The organism is Furfurilactobacillus cerevisiae (assembly GCF_048961765.1).
GTDB lineage: Bacteria > Bacillota > Bacilli > Lactobacillales > Lactobacillaceae > Furfurilactobacillus > Furfurilactobacillus milii_A.
In genome coordinates, this window is the sequence record NZ_CP185253.1 from 957032 (window position 1) to 974975 (window position 17944).

A 17944-nucleotide genomic window follows, 5' to 3' on the forward strand; every position below is an offset into this window, starting at 1 on the left:
TATATGCGAACATACGTTTGAAAAAAGGATAAATTATGACAGAACAAACATCACTTTTTGATCAAAATGACGCAAATCAACCATTAGCAAGCAGGATGCGTCCTCAAACGCTGGCAGAGTTTGTTGGGCAACAACAGTTACTTGGACATGGCAAAGTGTTGCGTCAACTTATTGATGACGACGCCGTTTCTTCGCTGATTTTTTGGGGACCACCGGGTGTTGGAAAAACAACTTTGGCAAGGATTATTGCGAATAAAACGCAGGCTCGCTTTATAAACTTCAGTGCGGTCACAAGTGGCATCAAAGAAATCCGTCAGGTTATGGAAGAAGCGGAAGGAAACCGACAAATTGGCGAACGCACAATTGTGTTTGTAGATGAAATTCATCGGTTTAACAAGGCACAACAAGATGCTTTCTTGCCATTTGTTGAAAAGGGAAGCATCACCCTGATTGGTGCGACAACAGAAAATCCATCATTTGAAATCAATTCGGCGCTGTTGTCCAGGACCAAGGTTTTTGTGCTCCAGCCTCTAACGCACGACGATTTAATTCAATTGCTAAATCAGGCGCTTCACGACGATCGTGGCTTTGGCAAACAAAACATTCATATTAGTGATCAAACGATTGCGGCGATTGCGGACTTTGCCAACGGGGATGCCCGGGTAGCCCTAAACACGCTAGAAATGGCTGTGTTGAATGGGCAGCAAGTGGGTGAAGTAACAACGGTCGATCAAGACGATGTCGCTCAATTAGTATCGCGAAAATCCCTAATGTATGACAAAAAGGGTGAAGAACACTACAACATTATTTCCGCATTGCATAAATCAATGCGGAACTCGGATGCGGATGCCGCACTTTACTGGTTGTCACGCATGTTGGAGGGTGGTGAAGATCCACTGTACGTGGCCCGTCGCCTCATTCGATTTGCTAGTGAAGACATTGGACTAGCTGATTCACGGGCCTTGGAAATTGCGGTGGCCGCTTATCAAGCGTCTCATTTAATCGGGATGCCAGAGTGTACCGTTAATTTGGCTCAGGCGGTGGTTTATTTGTCGATGGCACCGAAGTCTAATGCGATTTATACGGCTTATTCAGCTGCTAAACACGATGCTTTGCATTCTATGGCTGAACCAGTTCCTCTACAGATCCGCAATGAGCCAACCAAGTTAATGGCTGACTTACATTATGGTGAGGGCTATCAGTATGCTCACGATACGAAGGATAAGCTGACAACATTACAGACGATGCCAGACAACTTGGTTGGCCACGTTTATTATCAGCCCACCACCCAAGGTTCTGAAAAGAAGTTTGCTGAGCGTTTGGCCCAGATTCGGGAGTGGCATGCCGAACACGATGATCATCAAAATGATTAGCCAGATAGTACTAATTGTTCGCAGTTTAAGTAATCTAATATGTTTGGTTAATGACTTAAAAGCACTATAATAACTGCAAGTGTAACCAATAAGAAAATGAGGCGATTATATGGTTCAACCAGTAGCGGTCACAGATTTGTATAAGTTAGTTTCACTTGCACAACCCGTTGCGACACCAGATGCAGTCTTTTTCTTGCAAACGCAGATGCGTGAACAGGAAGACGATTATGCAACATCTATCCAACGGTTTGATTTACATACGCACGCAACGACAACGTGGGGAACATTGTCTGGCAAGGATAACGCGCTAGCAATCAGTGATGATCAGCGCGTACTGACGTTTACCAGCGAAGATGCGAATCATCAGCGACAGGTTTTTGCACAATCATTAACTGGTGGCTCGCCAGTTCAAATAACGTTTGATGAGTTTGGTGTCAGTGCTTATAAATGGGATGCCAAACATCAAGTCGTATATTATCAAAGCGCACCTAAGAAAGATGGCAAGCGGCCAGTTAAAACAGATCCTAAACGACCACAAACAATCAGTTATACTAAAACAATTTATAAAGATAATGATCTCGGCTATTTTGCTGAGGACGAACGCTATGTCATCAAGAAGCAAATCATTGGTCATAAAACAGCTACAGAGATCTTTGAAAATCCGGAAAAGTTTTCCATGGGTCCACTATCTCACGATGGTAGGTTGTTGACCTATTCAACAGCTGGAAAGCCAGAAGATGACAATGATTTTAGCGAACTGACATATGCGTTAGATACTGAAACTGGTGTAAAAATCGTTTTGACTGGCAGTTTGCTGGCGGCTTCGCTTAGTCCAGTTGGATTCAATGAGAGTGACACTGATTTATTGCTTTGGGGCACAACGAATGAGATTCCTAATATCTCTGCTTCACATTTATACGATTATCATTTCAAAGATCAACAGCTAACTGATCTAACACCGGATAAAGATGTTGTGGTCGGCGACATGATTATGAATGCTGATTTCCAACAAAACCTTAGTGGTCGTGTAGCAGCGTTTGTTAGTGATCAACAATATGTTTATACTCAGTTATTACATGGGACGTTACGGCTCATGATGGCCACGTTGGGTGATTCACTCAGTGATCATCAAGAACTCGTATCAGGGCCGCGGCATGTCACTGATTTTACAATTTCTGCAGACCATGGTGAAGTTTTCTTCACTCAGTCTGCTTGGACGACGGTTGCTAAACTTTCAGCGATTGCATTGAAGGATGGCAAGGAACGAGACTTGACTGATCCTAATCATCATTATGAAACGACGCACCAATTAGTAGAGCCACTTCGGTTTACATTTACCAGCGATGACGATGTGCAAGTACCAGGCTGGTATTTGCCGCCAATTGATGCGCAGGCAAAAACAAATTATCCAGTGATTCTCTATATTCACGGTGGCCCCGGTGCTAATTATGGGGAAACCTTCTTTCATGAATTACAATTTCATGCCAGTGAAGGCTATGGTGTGATTGCCATTAATCCACGTGGTTCGACCAGCTATGGACAGGAATTCCAGCTTGGCGTCATTGGTCATTATGGCGAGGGCGATTATGCTGACTTAATGAATGGCTTAGATCACGTATTAGAACTTGATCCTAAAATTGATCAAAATCGATTGTATGTTACTGGTGGTTCATACGGTGGTTTTATGACCAACTGGATTGAGGGTCACACGAATCGTTTTAAAGCTGCGGTAACAGCGCGTTCCATTGCTGATTGGATTAGTATGTATGGGACGAGTGATATCGGATATTATTTCCTGCCGTGGGAACTCACCGGTGAGCGAACGATGAAAGCTACTGATTTAACGCCACTGTGGAATGCATCGCCACTGAAGTACGTGGCCAATGTGTCGACACCTACGTTAATTCTTCACAGCGAACAGGATTTTCGTTGTCCAATTGGTCAAGGCGAAGAGTGGTACACATCGTTAAAACTAAATGGTGTTGAAACGAAGATGGTTCGTTTTCCTGGCGAAAACCACGATCTGTCGCGAATAGGTAAGCCACGTTTTCGAATTGAACGCATGCAACGAATTCACGATTGGTTTGCTACTCATCAATAAACTAGGAGGATAACTATGGCCCAGTTATATCATGATGTCGTTGATACCAGTGTTGGTCAGTTACAGTTATTAGTTTCCGACAAAGGCTTAGTTTTTGTTGGTTCACCCAATGCTCCGTTAAGCGAGGCAAAGAGCTATTTAAACAATGTGGATGCAGTTGATCAGGCAATCACTGATGGCCAAAAAACGTTGAAGTATCGGCAGCAAATTAGCGATTACTTTGAGGGTAAGCGCCATGATTTTGATTTGCCGATTGACCATTTTGGCACCGGTACACGTCTTCAACAAGCCGTTTGGGATGCATTGGTACTAATTCCTTATGGGATGACCTGTGATTATACGACCATTGCTGCTAATATCGGTCAGCCGTCAGCGATTCGCGCAGTTGCGACGGCAATTGCAAAAAATCCGGTACTGATTGTAACACCATGCCATCGGGTTTTACGTAAGGACGGCGGATTGGGTGGTTATCGCGGTGGTCTAACGATGAAACGGCAGATATTAGCACTTGAACGTACTGCATAGTTTAAGGCGTGCAGCGTTAATCTTATTTTTTGAACAAAATTATTTAAGAAACGAAAACTATTACTACACAGTGACATTTGAATCTATTCAAATCGTTGTGTAATAGGATCTCCGTTGTTAGTTACAAAGAACGCAGTCGTTAGATTGGAAGGCCAATTTTGACTACGTTCTTTTTGACCACTCGTTTAGATGGAAAATTATTTTTTAGTGACTCGTAGTTGCATTATTGGTCTATATCAGTTACATTCTAATCAGATATGACATTATCTGCATTTTTTGTGACAGTGGTTATAAAGATGCGGTATGTTAAAAACAGATGCGGGGAGAGACGGTTCATGCAACTCGGATTTATTGGTGTTGGCGGTATGGCTCAAGCGATTATCAAAGGATTGATTGCCGCAGATGCAGTGGCACCTTCAGATATCATTGTGCACAGCGCTCATAAGGCGCACTATCAGGCATTTGCATCATCAACAGGTGTGCGGATGGCAGATAGTAATGCGGCGGTCGTTCAAGATAGTGATTTTGTTGTGTTAGCGGTAACGCCGAATATTGCACCTGAGGTTTTAAAAGAGACACGTGACGAGTTAAACCAGGGACCTAAAGTATTAATTTCGATTGTTGCAGGTCTATCTTTACAAACAATGGAAGAACTGGCGGGATACGATATGCCAATTCTGCGGACGTTGCCAAACGTTAATGTGGCCATTGATGCCGGGATGACAGCTTTAGCTGTTAATGAAAATTTAACGGGCGCCAAGTTAGCAGATGCTAAGGGGTTGTTTGATGCAATTGGTAGCACCACTGTGTTACCAGAAGCAGATTTCAGTACCTTCTCTGCCTTAGCCGGTAGTTCGCCAGCCTATATCTATTTCTTTATTGACGCACTCTCCCGTGCCGGCGTTAAGCATGGTCTTAATAAAAAAGAGGCGACGCGGATTGCTGCAGCCGTAACTGAAGGTTCAGCTAAAATGGTGCTTCAATCTGACACAATTCCGTTTGATTTAATTGATCAAGTTTCTTCTCCAGGTGGTTCAACTGTTGCTGGGTTGCTAGCAATGGAAGAAGCTGGGTTCATGACTGCCGTAGTAAAAGGGATTGATGCCACAATTAAGCGTGATCAAGAATAAACGCGTTGAAAAAGTGGTCTATACCAGCTATACTAGAAAGCGTAACCAAATGAGCTTTTTCAATGGAGCGTGTTAACTACCCCAGTGTTTAAGGCGTAGCGGCACATTTATGAGGAGGAAGATTCAATGAGTACGGTTTTGAAACATGCGATCATCTACACGGGTGAAGAAAAGATTGATGATGGTTATTTGCGGTTTGGCAAAACTATCGAAGCAGTCGGCCCAATGAGCGATTATGTCGCTGAACCAGACGACGATGTAGAATTTGTGACGGGTAAAGTGATTGTACCCGGATTTATCGATGTTCACAGTCATGGTGGCTACAGTTTTGATTCGATGGACGGCGATCCTGACCAAATCAACGAGATGGTCAATGATATGGTTCACGAAGGAATCACGACACTGTTTCCAACTACGATGACGCAGTCTACCGAACATTTAAATCACGCAATGGAAGGTATTGCCAAGGCTGCTGAGGAAAACCCAGTTATTCAAGGAATCCATCTTGAAGGACCATTTATTTCCGCAACTTATAAGGGTGCTCAACCTGAAAAGTATATTTCAGATCCTAACATTGACTTGCTCGATAATTGGAACAAGCTATCAGGGAACCGTGTTCGTTTGATTACATACGCACCGGAAGATCCTGGTTCGCGTGAATTCGAAAAATACTGTCTGAGTCATAACATTGTGCCATCAGTTGGTCACAGTAATGCTACCCGTGAGCAAATGCTCGCTTCCAAGGCAACACACGTTACGCATTTGTACAACGCACAACGTGAATTTAAGCACCGTGAACCTGGTGTTACTGGCCATGCGATGTTGGAAGACAACATGTACTGTGAATTGATCTGTGATGGATTCCACATTGTGCCAGACATGATCAAGTTGGCTTATGAACAAAAAGGTGCTGAACGCATTGATCTAGTCACTGATTCAATGCGCGCCAAAGGGATGCCTGAAGGGATCAGTGAACTTGGTGGTCAAAAGGTTATTGTTAAGGACAAACAGGCACGACTGGAATCCGGTAATTTGGCTGGATCGGTGCTGCGTTATGACGACGCATTCCGCAACATTCAATACTTTACAGGGTGCGGTATTGAAGAAGCTGTTCAAATGTCCTCTGTTAACCAAGCTACCGAATTTGGTTTAACCAGCAAGGGTGGTTTACAGGCTGGTAAAGACGCTGATTTTAACATTATGGATCGTAATCAAAACTTGGAACGGACATACAGTTATGGTCGTCGCTTTGATGACTAATTAGGTTTCAATTAACTGAGTTCCAACCAGGCTTACTAAAACTAAGGGATGAAAAAATGGCCTCACCAATTTACATTCAAATTCATAATCGTTTACGGAAAGCCGTGGAAGATGGTCAGTGGCAAGTTGGGGATAAGATTCCCTCAGAACGTGAACTTGCCATTCAGTTTGGCGTGAGTCGAATGACCTTACGACAAGCTGTTCAGACGTTAGTTGAAGAAGGCCTGTTAGAACGACGTGTTGGCGCAGGCACATATGTGGCTAATCGCAAGGTGCAAGAGCGTGTTTCTGGTGTGACCAGTTTCACCGAGTTAATGGAACAGGCTGGTAAGGTGCCATCTTCACGGACAGTCTCCTATCACATCACAACACCATCGCTTTCAGAAAGTGAAAAATTACAACTGGCACCTAATGAACAGATTTTGCGAATGGAACGAATTCGTTTCGGCAATGATGAACCTATCTGTTTTGAAGTGGCCACTGTGCCTGAACGATTGATTCGACGCTTTAGCAAGGAAGATGTTACTAATTCACTGTACCGCGTGCTGGAAGACGAGGCCGGCCTTAAAGTTGGTCACGCTCAGCAAACGGTGTCGGCGATGACAGCCAGTGAACGGGTAGCTGAATATTTGAATGTTAAACGTAGTGATCCATTACTGCGTTTGCGTCAGGTGTCATTCCTTGATGATGGTACGCCGTTTGAATACGTGCGGACCCAGTATGTCGGTAACCGATTCGAGTTCTACCTGGAACGTTAGTTGAGTAATAAAACAATGATTAAACGTGTGTCTGTGCGATTATTTTCCATAATTATGATAAGCAAAGTAGTTCTTTTGTCTGTTGAAATTGTGGGGAATAGTCATGTGGGCACACGTTTTTTGATGCAATGAAGGCATTTAACAAAGAAATTCACAAGATATGGTAAAATATGAGAGTTAAGAAAAATTCGTCTAAACAGAAAGGGAATGATTGCGATGGTTACGCGTTATCCAGATGACAGCCTGACGCTTCATACAGATGCATACGAAGTTAATATGGTCCAAACCTACTTTGAGGATGGAGTTGCTGATCGGCACGCCGTGTTCGAATTATATTTTCGTGACCTACCATTTCACAATGGTTATGCTGTATTTGCAGGCCTAGAGCGGGTTGTCGATTACATTAATCAACTGCAGTTCACTGATTCTGACTTAGAGTATTTAGCGTCCACAAAACAATATTCGGAGAAGTTTTTAAACTATCTGCGGAATTTTAAGTTCACAGGAACGATTCGTGCTGCAAAAGAAGGCGACCTGGTTTTTAATAACGAACCACTGGTCCAAGTAGAAGGGACGTTGGCAGATTGTCAACTCGTTGAAACGGCTTTGTTGAACATCGTTAACTATCAGACTTTGATTGCTACAAAAGCTGCCCGCATTCGTTCAGTGGCTGGCAACGATGGTATCTTGGAGTTTGGTACGCGACGGGCGCAAGAAATGGACGCCGCCATTTGGGGTACGCGTGCTGCTTATATCGGTGGATTTGACGCTACTAGTAACATGCGCGCTGGTAAAATTTTTGGAATTCCAATAAGTGGCACCCATGCCCACAGCTTGGTACAAACGTACCGTAACGATTATGACGCTTTCATGGCTTACGCTCGTTCCCACAAAGACTGTGTCTTTCTTGTGGACACATATGACACACTACGTTCAGGCGTGCCAAACGCTATTCGCGTGGCCAAAGAGATGGGCGATAAGATTAACTTTTTAGGCGTTCGTATTGATTCTGGGGACATGGCATATATTTCAAAACGTGTGCGTGAACAACTTGATGAAGCCGGATTTCCGAATGCTAAAATTTATGCGTCGAATGACTTGGACGAAAAGACGATTACCAACCTTAAGATGCAGGGCGCTAAGATTGACGTTTGGGGCGTGGGTACAAAACTGATTACTGCGTTTGACCAGCCTGCACTCGGTGCTGTGTACAAACTGGTGTCCGTTGAAAATGAACGGGGCACAATGGTTGATACAATCAAGTTGTCGAGTAACGCTGAAAAAGTATCGACGCCGGGTAAAAAGCAGGTTTGGCGGATCACCAAGAAGGCAGATGGTAAATCTGAAGGTGATTATGTTGCGTTATCTGACGAGCGGCCAGACGAAGCGTCACGGTTGCATATGTTCCACCCAAGCTATACGTACATCAATAAGGATGTGACGGACTTTGACGCGCGTCCCGTACTGGTGACGATTTTTGAAAACGGCAAGCAAGTTTATGAGTTGCCTGAGTTACAAACGATTAAACAGTTTGCTGCAGACCAGCTAGCTTCTTTGTGGGATGAATACAAACGGGATCTGAATCCACAAATTTATCCTGTTGATTTATCGCAAAAACTGTGGGATCACAAACAAAATATTATTAAGCAAGTTCACAGTTATGTCAGTGAATTAAAGTTTGACGGACAGTCCTAGGCTATCCATCTAATTCAGTAGTAATTAAGTTATGGAGGCCTTCGGACATGAGAGAAAAACAGGCAGAAATTATTAAGGCACTCGGTGTTAGCGCTGACTTTGATGCGGAACAGGAAATTCGGAAAAGTGTTGAGTTTTTAAAGGACTATTTGAAAAAGAATACGTTCTTAAAGGCACTGGTTCTGGGAATTTCTGGTGGTCAAGATTCCACACTGGCTGGCAAATTATCACAGATGGCGATTGCAGAGATGCGTCAGGAAACAGGCGACGATCAGTATCAATTCATTGCAGTTCGTTTGCCATATGGTGAACAGGCGGATGAAAGTGACGCGATGGATGCCATCACGTTTATGGAAGCCGATAAGGTAATGCGGGTGAATGTTCAGGCGGCAGTTGACGCTGGTGTTGCAGCTGTTGAAGCTAACGGGCTTACGGTGTCTGACTTTAACAAAGGAAATATCAAAGCACGTGAGCGCATGGTGGCCCAGTATACGATTGCTGGCGAAGTTCATGGCGCTGTCGTGGGCACGGATCATGCAGCCGAAGCGGTTACTGGATTTTACACAAAGTATGGCGATGGTGGCACGGACATTGATCCTTTGTACCGACTGGACAAACGGCAAGGGAAAGCGATGCTGAAGGTCTTAAACGCACCGGAACATTTATACTTGAAGGTTCCGACTGCTGATCTGGAGGACAACCGTCCAGCATTACCTGATGAAGTGGCCCTTGGCGTCACATATGATGACATTGATAATTATCTGGAAGGCAAAACGATTAAGGATGTCGACGCTGAAAAGATTGAGAATTGGTACAACAAGACGATGCACAAACGTCATATGCCGATTACGATTTTTGATAACTTTTGGCGTTAGATCAAACTTATTACTTGTGTTTAACTAATCATTTCGATATACTCTTGCTTAAGATAAATGAGGGAGTAACTAATGGTGTCATCGCGCACAGATATTGTGTTGTGCCACCGTGACAACGCCACCAACAAGATTCGTTCTGGTTTTGTCTTAAATAGTGAGACTCATGGTCTGCACATTTAGTGTGCGTCCATGGGTCTTTTTTCGTCCCATGAGCGATGTACACAGCCGATAATTTAAAGGAGAGATGTTAAGTGAAACAAAGTAAATTACCGCAAGCAGCGCAATGGACCGTTGATGAATCCCTTCAGCAAATGAAATCAAGTAGAGATGGGTTGACTGACCAAATGGTGTCGACGAGACGCGATGAGCACGGTCCGAACGCGTTAGCGGCCAAGCGGCAAACAACCTTACTGGAAAAGTTTATTGCTCAGTTTAAAGATTTAATGATTGTAGTGCTGATTGTGGCCGCCATCATTGCTGCAATGACCGGTGAAGCGCTGGATGCCATCATCATCTTACTGGTAGTAGTGCTTAACGCCGTGTTTGGCGTTTTCCAAGAGGCGAAGGCGGAGCAGGCGATTAATGCACTTCAAGAAATGTCGGCGCCAAATGCACACGTCCGTCGTAATGGCGAAACAGTGACGGTAAAGAGTGACGAATTAGTGCCTGGTGATATTGTGCTTCTGGAAGCTGGTGATATCGTGCCAGCGGATATGCGCTTATTGGAAAGTGCCTCGCTTAAAATTGAGGAGTCTGCGCTTACTGGTGAGTCAGTTCCAGTAACTAAACAACTCGCTCCAGTGACGGCAACAAACGTTGGGTTAGGGGACATGAGCGACTTAGCCTTTATGAATAGTAACGTGACCTATGGCCGTGGTGTTGGGGTCGTTACAGCTACGGGGATGCAAACGCAGGTTGGCCGCATCGCTGGTATGCTTGACAACACTAAGGAACGCAAAACACCATTGCAGGAAAATCTGGCCCATTTAGGTAAAGTGTTAACGGCACTGATACTGGTGGTTGCGGTAATCGTCTTTGCAGTCGGCATGATTCGTGGTAATGAGACATTGATTAACATGCTGTTAACGGCTATTTCATTGGCGGTAGCGGCCATTCCAGAAGGCCTGCCTGCTATTGTGACCATCACACTAGCTCTGGGAACGACGCGCATGGCCAAACTGAATGCTCTGGTTCGTCGTTTGCCTGCCGTTGAAACATTGGGGAGTACGGATATTATCGCTTCAGATAAGACCGGGACATTGACTCAAAACAAGATGACGGTTGAAAAACTAGTGGTTGATGGCGAAGTTCGTGAGGCTAAAGATGGGGTTGATGCAACGGCTGATAGTGATGAGGGAATCTTAGCAACCCTGTTGATGTTGAATAATGATACCAAACTGACGGCCGATGGCTTAGTTGGAGATCCAACGGAAACAGCTTTGATTCAGTACAACATGGATCATGATGTAACTGCCGACAAATTTCTAGCTGCACACCCACGACAGGCCGAAATTCCGTTTGATTCAGAACGTAAATTGATGACGACCGTCAATAAAATGGATGACACTGGCGCATTGTGGATTACCGTTAAAGGGGCGCCGGATGAATTGCTAAAACGGGTCACACAGATTCAGCGCAATGGTCAGGTTGTGCCATTGACTGATGAGCTTCGGGAACAGTTGTTGACGATCAATCATCAGCTGGCCGTACAGGCGTTGCGAGTATTGGCGTTTGCTTACCGTCCAGTTGAAACAGTGCCGGCAACCATGACTTCTGACAAGGTCGAGCAAGATCTCATCTTCGCTGGATTTGTTGGAATGATCGATCCGGAGCGGCCGGAAGTGGCTGGCGCGGTTGCCGAAGCTAAAAGTGCGGGGATTCGACCACTGATGATTACTGGTGACCACGCGGATACAGCTAAGGCCATTGCCGTTCGACTCGGCATTATTAAGGCTGAGGATGACGCCGGCGTCATCACTGGTGCTCAACTAGACGAATTGAGTGATGCCGATTTTGAAAAAAGGGTATCGCAATATTCCGTTTACGCGCGGGTGGCGCCGGAGCATAAAGTTCGAATCGTGAATGCCTGGCAGAAGCGTGGCAAAGTTGTCGCTATGACCGGTGACGGTGTGAACGATGCCCCAGCGCTGAAAACTGCTGATATCGGTGTCGGTATGGGGATTACTGGGACAGAAGTGTCTAAGGGCGCATCCGATATGGTTCTTGCTGATGACAACTTCTCGACGATTGTGGTGGCGGTTCGTGAAGGCCGTAAAGTATTTGCTAACATCCAAAAGGCCATTCAATACTTGCTATCTGCAAACTTAGGTGAAGTGTTAACCCTTTTTGTAATGACCATGATGGGGTGGCAGATCTTGGCACCCGTGCATATTTTATGGATCAATTTGGTGACTGACACATTCCCGGCGATTGCGTTAGGTCTGGAACCAGCTGAAAAGAATATCATGAAGCAGAAGCCACGTGGTCGAACATCAAACTTCTTGTCAGGCGGGGTGTTTGGCAACATTATCTATCAGGGACTGTTAGAAGGTGGGCTGACACTTTTGGTTTACTGGCTAGCTCTGACATTCCCCGTCCATGCAGGTGCAGAACAAATCCATGCGGATGCTTTGACCATGGCGTTTGCAACGCTTGGATTGATTCAGTTGTTCCATGCATTTAATTCAAAATCAATTCATGGAACAATTTTTACAAAGCAACTCTTTAAGAACCGTGCGTTTAACTGGGCCATTCTGGTGGCATTTGTGCTATTGGCTGCGACAATTCTAGTGCCTGGGTTTAATACACTCTTCCACGTCACAACATTGGATTGGTTCCAGTGGTTAATCGTGATTGGTGCAGGTGTGACGATGATTTTAATCGTGGAAGTGGTAAAATTAGTGCAACGTCTAAGAAAGAGTGGTGCCGAAGCTCGGTAATTCCCGAGCAATAACGTAAAGGTGGCGGCATGCAAGCGCAGTTCGCTTGTGGGCAGGCAGCTTTGGGTTATGCACAGGGAATTGAGCGACAGGTGCACGTTTAGAAGAGTGGTGCCGAAGCTCGGTAATTCCCGAGCAATAACGGACAAGGAGATTATTGTGAAAAAGAACTTAATGATGGTGTACGGGCAGACATTGTCCAGAACGATTGCGGATACGGAAGATGTCCAAAAAGATTTGGAACCTTACTACACGAAGTTAAAAACAGCGATGGATGCCGATAAGTTGGCAGACCTTAGTGATGCTGACTTTGCTGATATTCAGTCAGAATTTCAGGATGGTACGGATCGTTATCTGAGCTACAATGATAAATTGAAAAAGTTACAAGCACCAGCGCGTTTCATGGGAAAGCATCAGACACTTAAGCATGCCTATGACACTTATGCTAATGCCTGCCAGACGATGACGGACAGTTTGAATGTCAAGGAGCACACGGTCGACACGAAAAAGTTTGCCCAGGCAGAAACTGACCAAAATGAAGCCATGGATCGAATTATTCGTCTCATTCAGACAATCATGGCAACTAACGCTTAGTGTCGTTACATTTAGATTCTTTTACGTATGTAAAGGTATAGAATGTAGTGCTTAGCGTTAACAGAAAGGAACCGCTCATTCTGAACATCGGGATGAGTGGTTTTTCATTGGGTAATGAAATTGTGGAGGAAAATGAATGACAAATGATGAGTTACAACGGTTGGTCATGCAAATTTCCACGCGGGAGTTTGGCAAACCGTTTAAACATCAGGCCGTGTTCAACTCGCGGCTGCAAACAACGGGTGGTCGCTACCATCTTCGGGATCATCATATTGATATAAATCCGAAAATGTTAACTGATTTCGGTGAAGACACCCTTGAAGGGGTGATTAAGCACGAGCTGGTTCACTATCACTTGTCGATGGCAGGATTGCCATTTAATCATCGCAGTCGGGAATTTCGAACCTTGCTGGCACAGGTGGGTGGCAGTCGTTTTGCACCGGCACCTAAACATCGACAAGGACAGACAGTTCGCTCACAATCACGGCACATCTATATTTATGAATGTGTAAAATGCGGTCAACGATACACGAGGCGTCGTCGAATCAATACACGGCGATTTGCATGTGGAATTTGTGGTGGTCGGTTGAATTTGGCAGAAGCTTATACTCAAGAATCTTAAGAAACCGTGAAACTCGTCTGTAGAATTCGAATGTCGTAATGGCTATTGTACACTGTATGGCAGAATACGCTATGATAGCTGTATCGATGAATGTGGGGGTAGGGTATGGAACGAATTTATCAGTGGCTTAAGAAAGAGGACGTTCAACTTTATTTAACCTTGGCGTTTTTGATCTTTGTGTTGTTTTGTTTTCGCCACTTTCTCTCCATTATTTTGCTAATTACGATTTTTTCTTTCTTAGCATTAAAAGTGACGGCTCGTTTACGACAATGGTTGCCCATTGGTCAGGTGCTGGCGACTTTGATTGTGTATGTGGTGGTAATTGGCTTAGTTGTCCTAGCTATCTCCTACGCGGCACCCTCTTTGGCTAGCCAGTTTTCCGGCATCCCTCATTTGATTATGAAAGCGATCAATGATCATCCAGTTTGGGATAAGCAATTAGACACGTGGGTGAATAAAGCACTCAACAGTAGTGAAATTATGAAACACGGACAAACGGCTTTGGAAACGGGGCTACGTGGACTGGAAAGTGTCGGCACAGCCTTCTCGCACGTGGGGGTTGCCATTTTCTTGAGCTTGATTTTTACCGCGTCTTACGGTCGGATGAAGCGATTTGGGGATGCGTTTTTACACAGCCGTTTTAAAAAGTTCTTCACCAATGTTTATTTCTTAGTTCGCAAGTTTGTTACTATTTTGGGAACGGTTGTGGATACGCAATTAATTATTTGTTCAATTAACACGGTTTTGATGACCATTGGCTTATTTTTCCTAAAGATGCCAAGTTTAATGGTGTTAGCCGTAATTGTCTTTATCCTTGGATTGGTGCCTGTTGCTGGGGTGCTCATTTCGATGGTGCCATTAACGTTGATCGCGTTTGCGAGCGGCGGTATCTGGCGGGTCGTGGAAGTGATTATCTTAGTTATTGTGATTCACTTCTTTGAATCTTATTTCTTGCACCCACGTCTTATGGCCACTGCCACCGATTTACCGATTTTTGTGACATTCATGACTTTGATTGTGAGTGAAGAGATATTCGGTGTTTGGGGACTGATTGTTGGGTTGCCAATTGTGGCATTCTTCCTCGATCTCTTTGGCGTTCATCCCCAGCCAAATGATGGGCCAATCATGCAGCAGCTTCGTGGTGATAAATAGGTGCTAAACGGAAATATGCGGAGAGAATGTCAAAGAGTAATTGCCAAGTCTGCGAATGTCTGGTAGAATTATTTTCGTTGATGCGGCCATGGCGGAATTGGCAGACGCGCAAGATTAAGGATCTTGTGATCCCTTCGATCATCCGAGTTCAAGTCTCGGTGGCCGCATAATCAGATTGGTTAACTAGGCTGACTAATCTAAAAAGATCCTCGTAGTGATGATTTCACTACGAGGATCTTTTTTTGTCGTGGATGACTTTTAAAAACTGAGATTAATTTTTCGTTGGCCCAAACCGGCATCCACGTGAACATCGTGAAGTTTAATTTCATAAGCAACTAGTTGTGGTCCAATGGCATCCCATACGTGCTGGTAATTAGGTACCAACTCTAAGTAGCGGGGAAGTAAGTCATCAGCCATCGTTTTTTCAGATGGGGTGATGGTAACGTGATGCGCGCGGACAAAGGGATTTGTCGTTTCACTTTCGTGAGGAATGGTAATCAGGGCTGCATCTGCGTGTTTTGCGTAAATTGCTAATGCATTACTGCCACGAACGGATGAAAAATATAATGTATCTGGCTGATCGGCATACCAGACAAAATTAATCACTTTAACGTCAGCAGTATCATTTAATGATGTACTTAGTGCGAGTTTGTCTGCTGTTGCATAAACCTGCTGCAGTAGTTCAATGTCTTGTTTATCCATAATTAAACTCCTTTAAGAAACTAGTTTGAACTTTCCGAATTTGATGTGTGGAAATGAAAACGGGTGGATGGAATACCGATGTAGACAAGTAAGAAATCCGCTGCAAGCGCGATGGCGGTGAAAATAAAGACACCACGGTAATCAAATAAGTTTGAAACAAATCCACCAAGCAGTGAACCAAGCATACTGCCAAGTGCCTGAAATGATTGATTCCAACTAAATACTCGCCCAGTCACGTTAACAGGTGAGTTCTTGACCAACAAAGTTTGAACGGTGGGAAATAACGCGCCATCTGAAATTCCAATCATAAATCGCAGAACACCGAGCATGCCAACGGTGCTGACAAATCCTTGAGGGAAGTACATAAGGACAGCAAAAATGAATCCACCCATGAGCACTTTTTCCGTGCCAATGCGATCACCAAGCCGACCAAGTTGTGGTGCCGACACTAAAGTTGATATACCGGGCAGCGCCGCAATGATACCAGCAACAATCGTTAGGTTAGCAGTGTGCGACATTAATTCGCGAACGTACAAACTAAGAATCGGTGTGATTGAATTATTGCCCATTTGAATAAGCATGGTAGAAATTAACAGGATTACAATCGCCCTGGCAGACTTAAATGAGGCAAACACTTCCTTAGTGGATTGCATCTTAGCTCGCGGAATTGGTGTGAAGTGTTCATGTACCAAAAATAAACTAAGAAAGAAAACGACCGCGAGTAAAAAACCGGTAATGAAGAAGGTCATTCGAATAGAAAAAATTGCGGCCAGTGTGCCACCGAGAATTGGTCCAATTAAGTTACCGCTGACATAACCAGTGGTTAGAATGCCCAGTGCACTACCGCTTTTCGATTTTGGTGTTTCCGTGGCAATCAGCGCACTTGCGTTGGGAATGTATCCGGCACAAAGGCCTTGCAGGAAACGTAGCAGAATCAACATCCAAATATTATGAACAAAACCCATTAAGGCGATAACAACGGCCATCCCTGCGCTCGATCGCAGAAGCATCAGTTTTCGTCCTTTACGGTCAGCGAGTTGTCCCCATAGCGGTGAAACAACTGCAATGACAAAAAAAGTAACTGCATATGTAACGCCACTGTAGATGGTTAGCTGCCCCTTTGTAAACGTGCCAAGCTGATCAACGTACAGTGATAAAAATGGCATAATTTCGCTAAATCCCATACCGGCAATAAAAGTGCCTAGCCAGAGAACGGCTAAATTGCGGCGCCATCCATTTTGATTCTTCAAATAAAACCGCCTCCTTATTTATTAATCCATTGGATGTTGAATTGTGTTTTTGATTTGCGGCTGTGACTGCCGGTTGAACGTATTCATCAATGTAATATTACGTTCATGTTCTTGACGGCTCTGTTTACGATATGCAATGGGGTGGGTACCAATTGTTTTGGTGAAAGATTTGGTGAGGTAGTTGGCATCCAGGCCGATCTTAATAGCAATATCGTTTACGCTTAAATCTGTGTATTCTAAGTAATTTTGGGCGTGTTTCAAACGGATGTGCTGCAATAGATTCATTGGCGTGAGACCAGTTTCTCGTTTGCAGATCCGGATAAGGTAATTCTTGCTGTAGTTAAAGTGGGCGGCCAGCTCCGGCAATTGAATGGGTTCTGCATAATGTGCTTGCAGATACTTCAATAGCGGAAAATCAGTGTTGATGTCAATGAGGCGGTCTAAGTTATGCGTGCTGGACTCCGTCGGTTGCTGTTTGAAAATTGTTGACAGTAAGAGTTGTTTGAAATCGACATCTAGTTGCAAAGCGGCAGCAGGAAATCGTTTTTGTTCCGCTGGAATGGCTTCGTTTAAAAGTGCATAAAAGGGAGAAACGTCTTCAACATCGAAAATATGTTGGCTGGCGTTTTTTTCAATTAATCCAGCAATGTCGGCCTGAAGGTCAAACTTAACGTCGAGAACAACTGTTTCGTGTTCGAAGTGAAATGAGTGTGTTGTGTATGGCGGAATAAAGACAAGTTGGTTTGCAAACACACTTACCGAAACCGAATCGTCCCCGTTAGACTGTGTTAGATCAGTATACTCCTGCCCGCTGAGAACCAATTGAACCTGAGCAAAATCATGCTGATGTGGTTCAACAGTTTCATGACGGTGATACAGGCGGCCACTGAGCCATAGGACTTTGAGCTGTAGATCACGAACTTCTGACATGAGTTCTCTCCCAATCATTTTAGTGTGATAAATTCCAT

At 44.4% G+C, this 17944-nt stretch carries 15 protein-coding genes and 1 tRNA gene; 13 read left to right on the forward strand and 3 right to left on the reverse strand.

Annotated features, from left to right (window positions below; genetic code table 11):
- Positions 1-35 precede the first annotated feature (35 nt).
- The 13 genes from ABUE36_RS04490 (at position 36) to ABUE36_RS04550 (ending at position 15191) form a co-directional block, all read left to right on the forward strand.
- Positions 36-1373 (forward strand): replication-associated recombination protein A, encoded by a 1338-nt coding sequence (locus ABUE36_RS04490; protein WP_161000996.1) that lies wholly within the window; start codon positions 36-38, stop codon positions 1371-1373.
- 109 nt (positions 1374-1482) lie between these two features.
- Positions 1483-3474, forward strand: a complete 1992-nt coding sequence (locus ABUE36_RS04495) for an alpha/beta hydrolase family protein (protein ID WP_421017236.1) — start codon at positions 1483-1485, stop codon at positions 3472-3474.
- A gap of 15 nt (positions 3475-3489) precedes the next feature.
- Complete coding sequence (locus tag ABUE36_RS04500; protein ID WP_161000998.1) at positions 3490-3999, forward strand: methylated-DNA--[protein]-cysteine S-methyltransferase; 510 nt, start codon at positions 3490-3492, stop codon at positions 3997-3999.
- Positions 4000-4334: 335 nt separating this feature from the next.
- Positions 4335-5129: a pyrroline-5-carboxylate reductase gene (gene proC / locus ABUE36_RS04505; protein ID WP_421017237.1), complete on the forward strand. Its 795-nt coding sequence runs from the start codon at positions 4335-4337 to the stop codon at positions 5127-5129.
- Between the two features lie 126 nt (positions 5130-5255).
- Positions 5256-6389, forward strand: coding sequence for an N-acetylglucosamine-6-phosphate deacetylase (gene nagA, locus ABUE36_RS04510; protein WP_017262590.1), 1134 nt, complete (start codon positions 5256-5258; stop codon positions 6387-6389).
- Positions 6390-6445: 56 nt separating this feature from the next.
- A complete protein-coding gene (locus ABUE36_RS04515) occupies positions 6446-7147 on the forward strand; it encodes a GntR family transcriptional regulator (protein ID WP_017262591.1) in 702 nt (233 codons plus the stop codon).
- Positions 7148-7363: 216 nt separating this feature from the next.
- The gene (locus tag ABUE36_RS04520; protein ID WP_161002838.1) at positions 7364-8842 is read left to right on the forward strand and encodes a nicotinate phosphoribosyltransferase; all 1479 of its coding nucleotides are present in this window, start codon (positions 7364-7366) and stop codon (positions 8840-8842) included.
- Positions 8843-8889: 47 nt separating this feature from the next.
- Entirely contained in the window at positions 8890-9717 is an 828-nt protein-coding gene (gene nadE, locus ABUE36_RS04525) for an ammonia-dependent NAD(+) synthetase (protein WP_161001001.1), read from the forward strand.
- 311 nt (positions 9718-10028) lie between these two features.
- Positions 10029-12656: a cation-translocating P-type ATPase gene (locus ABUE36_RS04530; RefSeq protein ID WP_421017459.1), complete on the forward strand. Its 2628-nt coding sequence runs from the start codon at positions 10029-10031 to the stop codon at positions 12654-12656.
- A gap of 159 nt (positions 12657-12815) precedes the next feature.
- The gene (locus ABUE36_RS04535; RefSeq protein WP_161001003.1) at positions 12816-13250 is read left to right on the forward strand and encodes a hypothetical protein; all 435 of its coding nucleotides are present in this window, start codon (positions 12816-12818) and stop codon (positions 13248-13250) included.
- A 136-nt stretch (positions 13251-13386) separates the two neighbouring features.
- A complete protein-coding gene (locus ABUE36_RS04540) occupies positions 13387-13872 on the forward strand; it encodes a SprT family protein (RefSeq protein ID WP_161001004.1) in 486 nt (161 codons plus the stop codon).
- 105 nt (positions 13873-13977) lie between these two features.
- The gene (locus ABUE36_RS04545) at positions 13978-15024 is read left to right on the forward strand and encodes an AI-2E family transporter (RefSeq protein WP_421017238.1); all 1047 of its coding nucleotides are present in this window, start codon (positions 13978-13980) and stop codon (positions 15022-15024) included.
- 82 nt (positions 15025-15106) lie between these two features.
- Positions 15107-15191 (forward strand) — tRNA-Leu (locus ABUE36_RS04550).
- 91 nt (positions 15192-15282) lie between these two features.
- On the opposite strand, the gene ABUE36_RS04555 is transcribed toward ABUE36_RS04550, so the two are convergent.
- From ABUE36_RS04555 to ABUE36_RS04565, 3 genes are read right to left on the reverse strand one after another with little or no spacing between them, the layout of a single operon-like run.
- Entirely contained in the window at positions 15283-15726 is a 444-nt protein-coding gene (locus ABUE36_RS04555; RefSeq protein WP_161001006.1) for a pyridoxamine 5'-phosphate oxidase, read from the reverse strand.
- A 20-nt stretch (positions 15727-15746) separates the two neighbouring features.
- On the reverse strand, positions 15747-16976 hold the full coding sequence (locus ABUE36_RS04560) for a multidrug efflux MFS transporter (protein ID WP_161001007.1): 1230 nt from the start codon (positions 16974-16976) through the stop codon (positions 15747-15749).
- A 21-nt stretch (positions 16977-16997) separates the two neighbouring features.
- Entirely contained in the window at positions 16998-17906 is a 909-nt protein-coding gene (locus ABUE36_RS04565; RefSeq protein ID WP_161001008.1) for an AraC family transcriptional regulator, read from the reverse strand.
- Between the last annotated feature and the right edge of the window lie 38 nt (positions 17907-17944).

What these genes read in the sequence shown, in the direction of transcription:
- ABUE36_RS04530 (WP_421017459.1), top strand. Translation starts at nt 10,029, where the DNA reads ATGAAATCAAGTAGAGATGGGTTGACTGACCAAATGGTGTCGACGAGA.
- ABUE36_RS04555 (WP_161001006.1), bottom strand. Translation starts at nt 15,726, where the DNA reads ATGGATAAACAAGACATTGAACTACTGCAGCAGGTTTATGCAACAGCA.
- ABUE36_RS04495 (WP_421017236.1), top strand. Translation starts at nt 1,483, where the DNA reads ATGGTTCAACCAGTAGCGGTCACAGATTTGTATAAGTTAGTTTCACTT.
- ABUE36_RS04500 (WP_161000998.1), top strand. Translation starts at nt 3,490, where the DNA reads ATGGCCCAGTTATATCATGATGTCGTTGATACCAGTGTTGGTCAGTTA.
- proC (WP_421017237.1), top strand. Translation starts at nt 4,335, where the DNA reads ATGCAACTCGGATTTATTGGTGTTGGCGGTATGGCTCAAGCGATTATC.
- ABUE36_RS04520 (WP_161002838.1), top strand. Translation starts at nt 7,364, where the DNA reads ATGGTTACGCGTTATCCAGATGACAGCCTGACGCTTCATACAGATGCA.
- nadE (WP_161001001.1), top strand. Translation starts at nt 8,890, where the DNA reads ATGAGAGAAAAACAGGCAGAAATTATTAAGGCACTCGGTGTTAGCGCT.
- nagA (WP_017262590.1), top strand. Translation starts at nt 5,256, where the DNA reads ATGAGTACGGTTTTGAAACATGCGATCATCTACACGGGTGAAGAAAAG.
- ABUE36_RS04565 (WP_161001008.1), bottom strand. Translation starts at nt 17,906, where the DNA reads ATGTCAGAAGTTCGTGATCTACAGCTCAAAGTCCTATGGCTCAGTGGC.
- ABUE36_RS04540 (WP_161001004.1), top strand. Translation starts at nt 13,387, where the DNA reads ATGACAAATGATGAGTTACAACGGTTGGTCATGCAAATTTCCACGCGG.
- ABUE36_RS04490 (WP_161000996.1), top strand. Translation starts at nt 36, where the DNA reads ATGACAGAACAAACATCACTTTTTGATCAAAATGACGCAAATCAACCA.
- ABUE36_RS04545 (WP_421017238.1), top strand. Translation starts at nt 13,978, where the DNA reads ATGGAACGAATTTATCAGTGGCTTAAGAAAGAGGACGTTCAACTTTAT.
- ABUE36_RS04515 (WP_017262591.1), top strand. Translation starts at nt 6,446, where the DNA reads ATGGCCTCACCAATTTACATTCAAATTCATAATCGTTTACGGAAAGCC.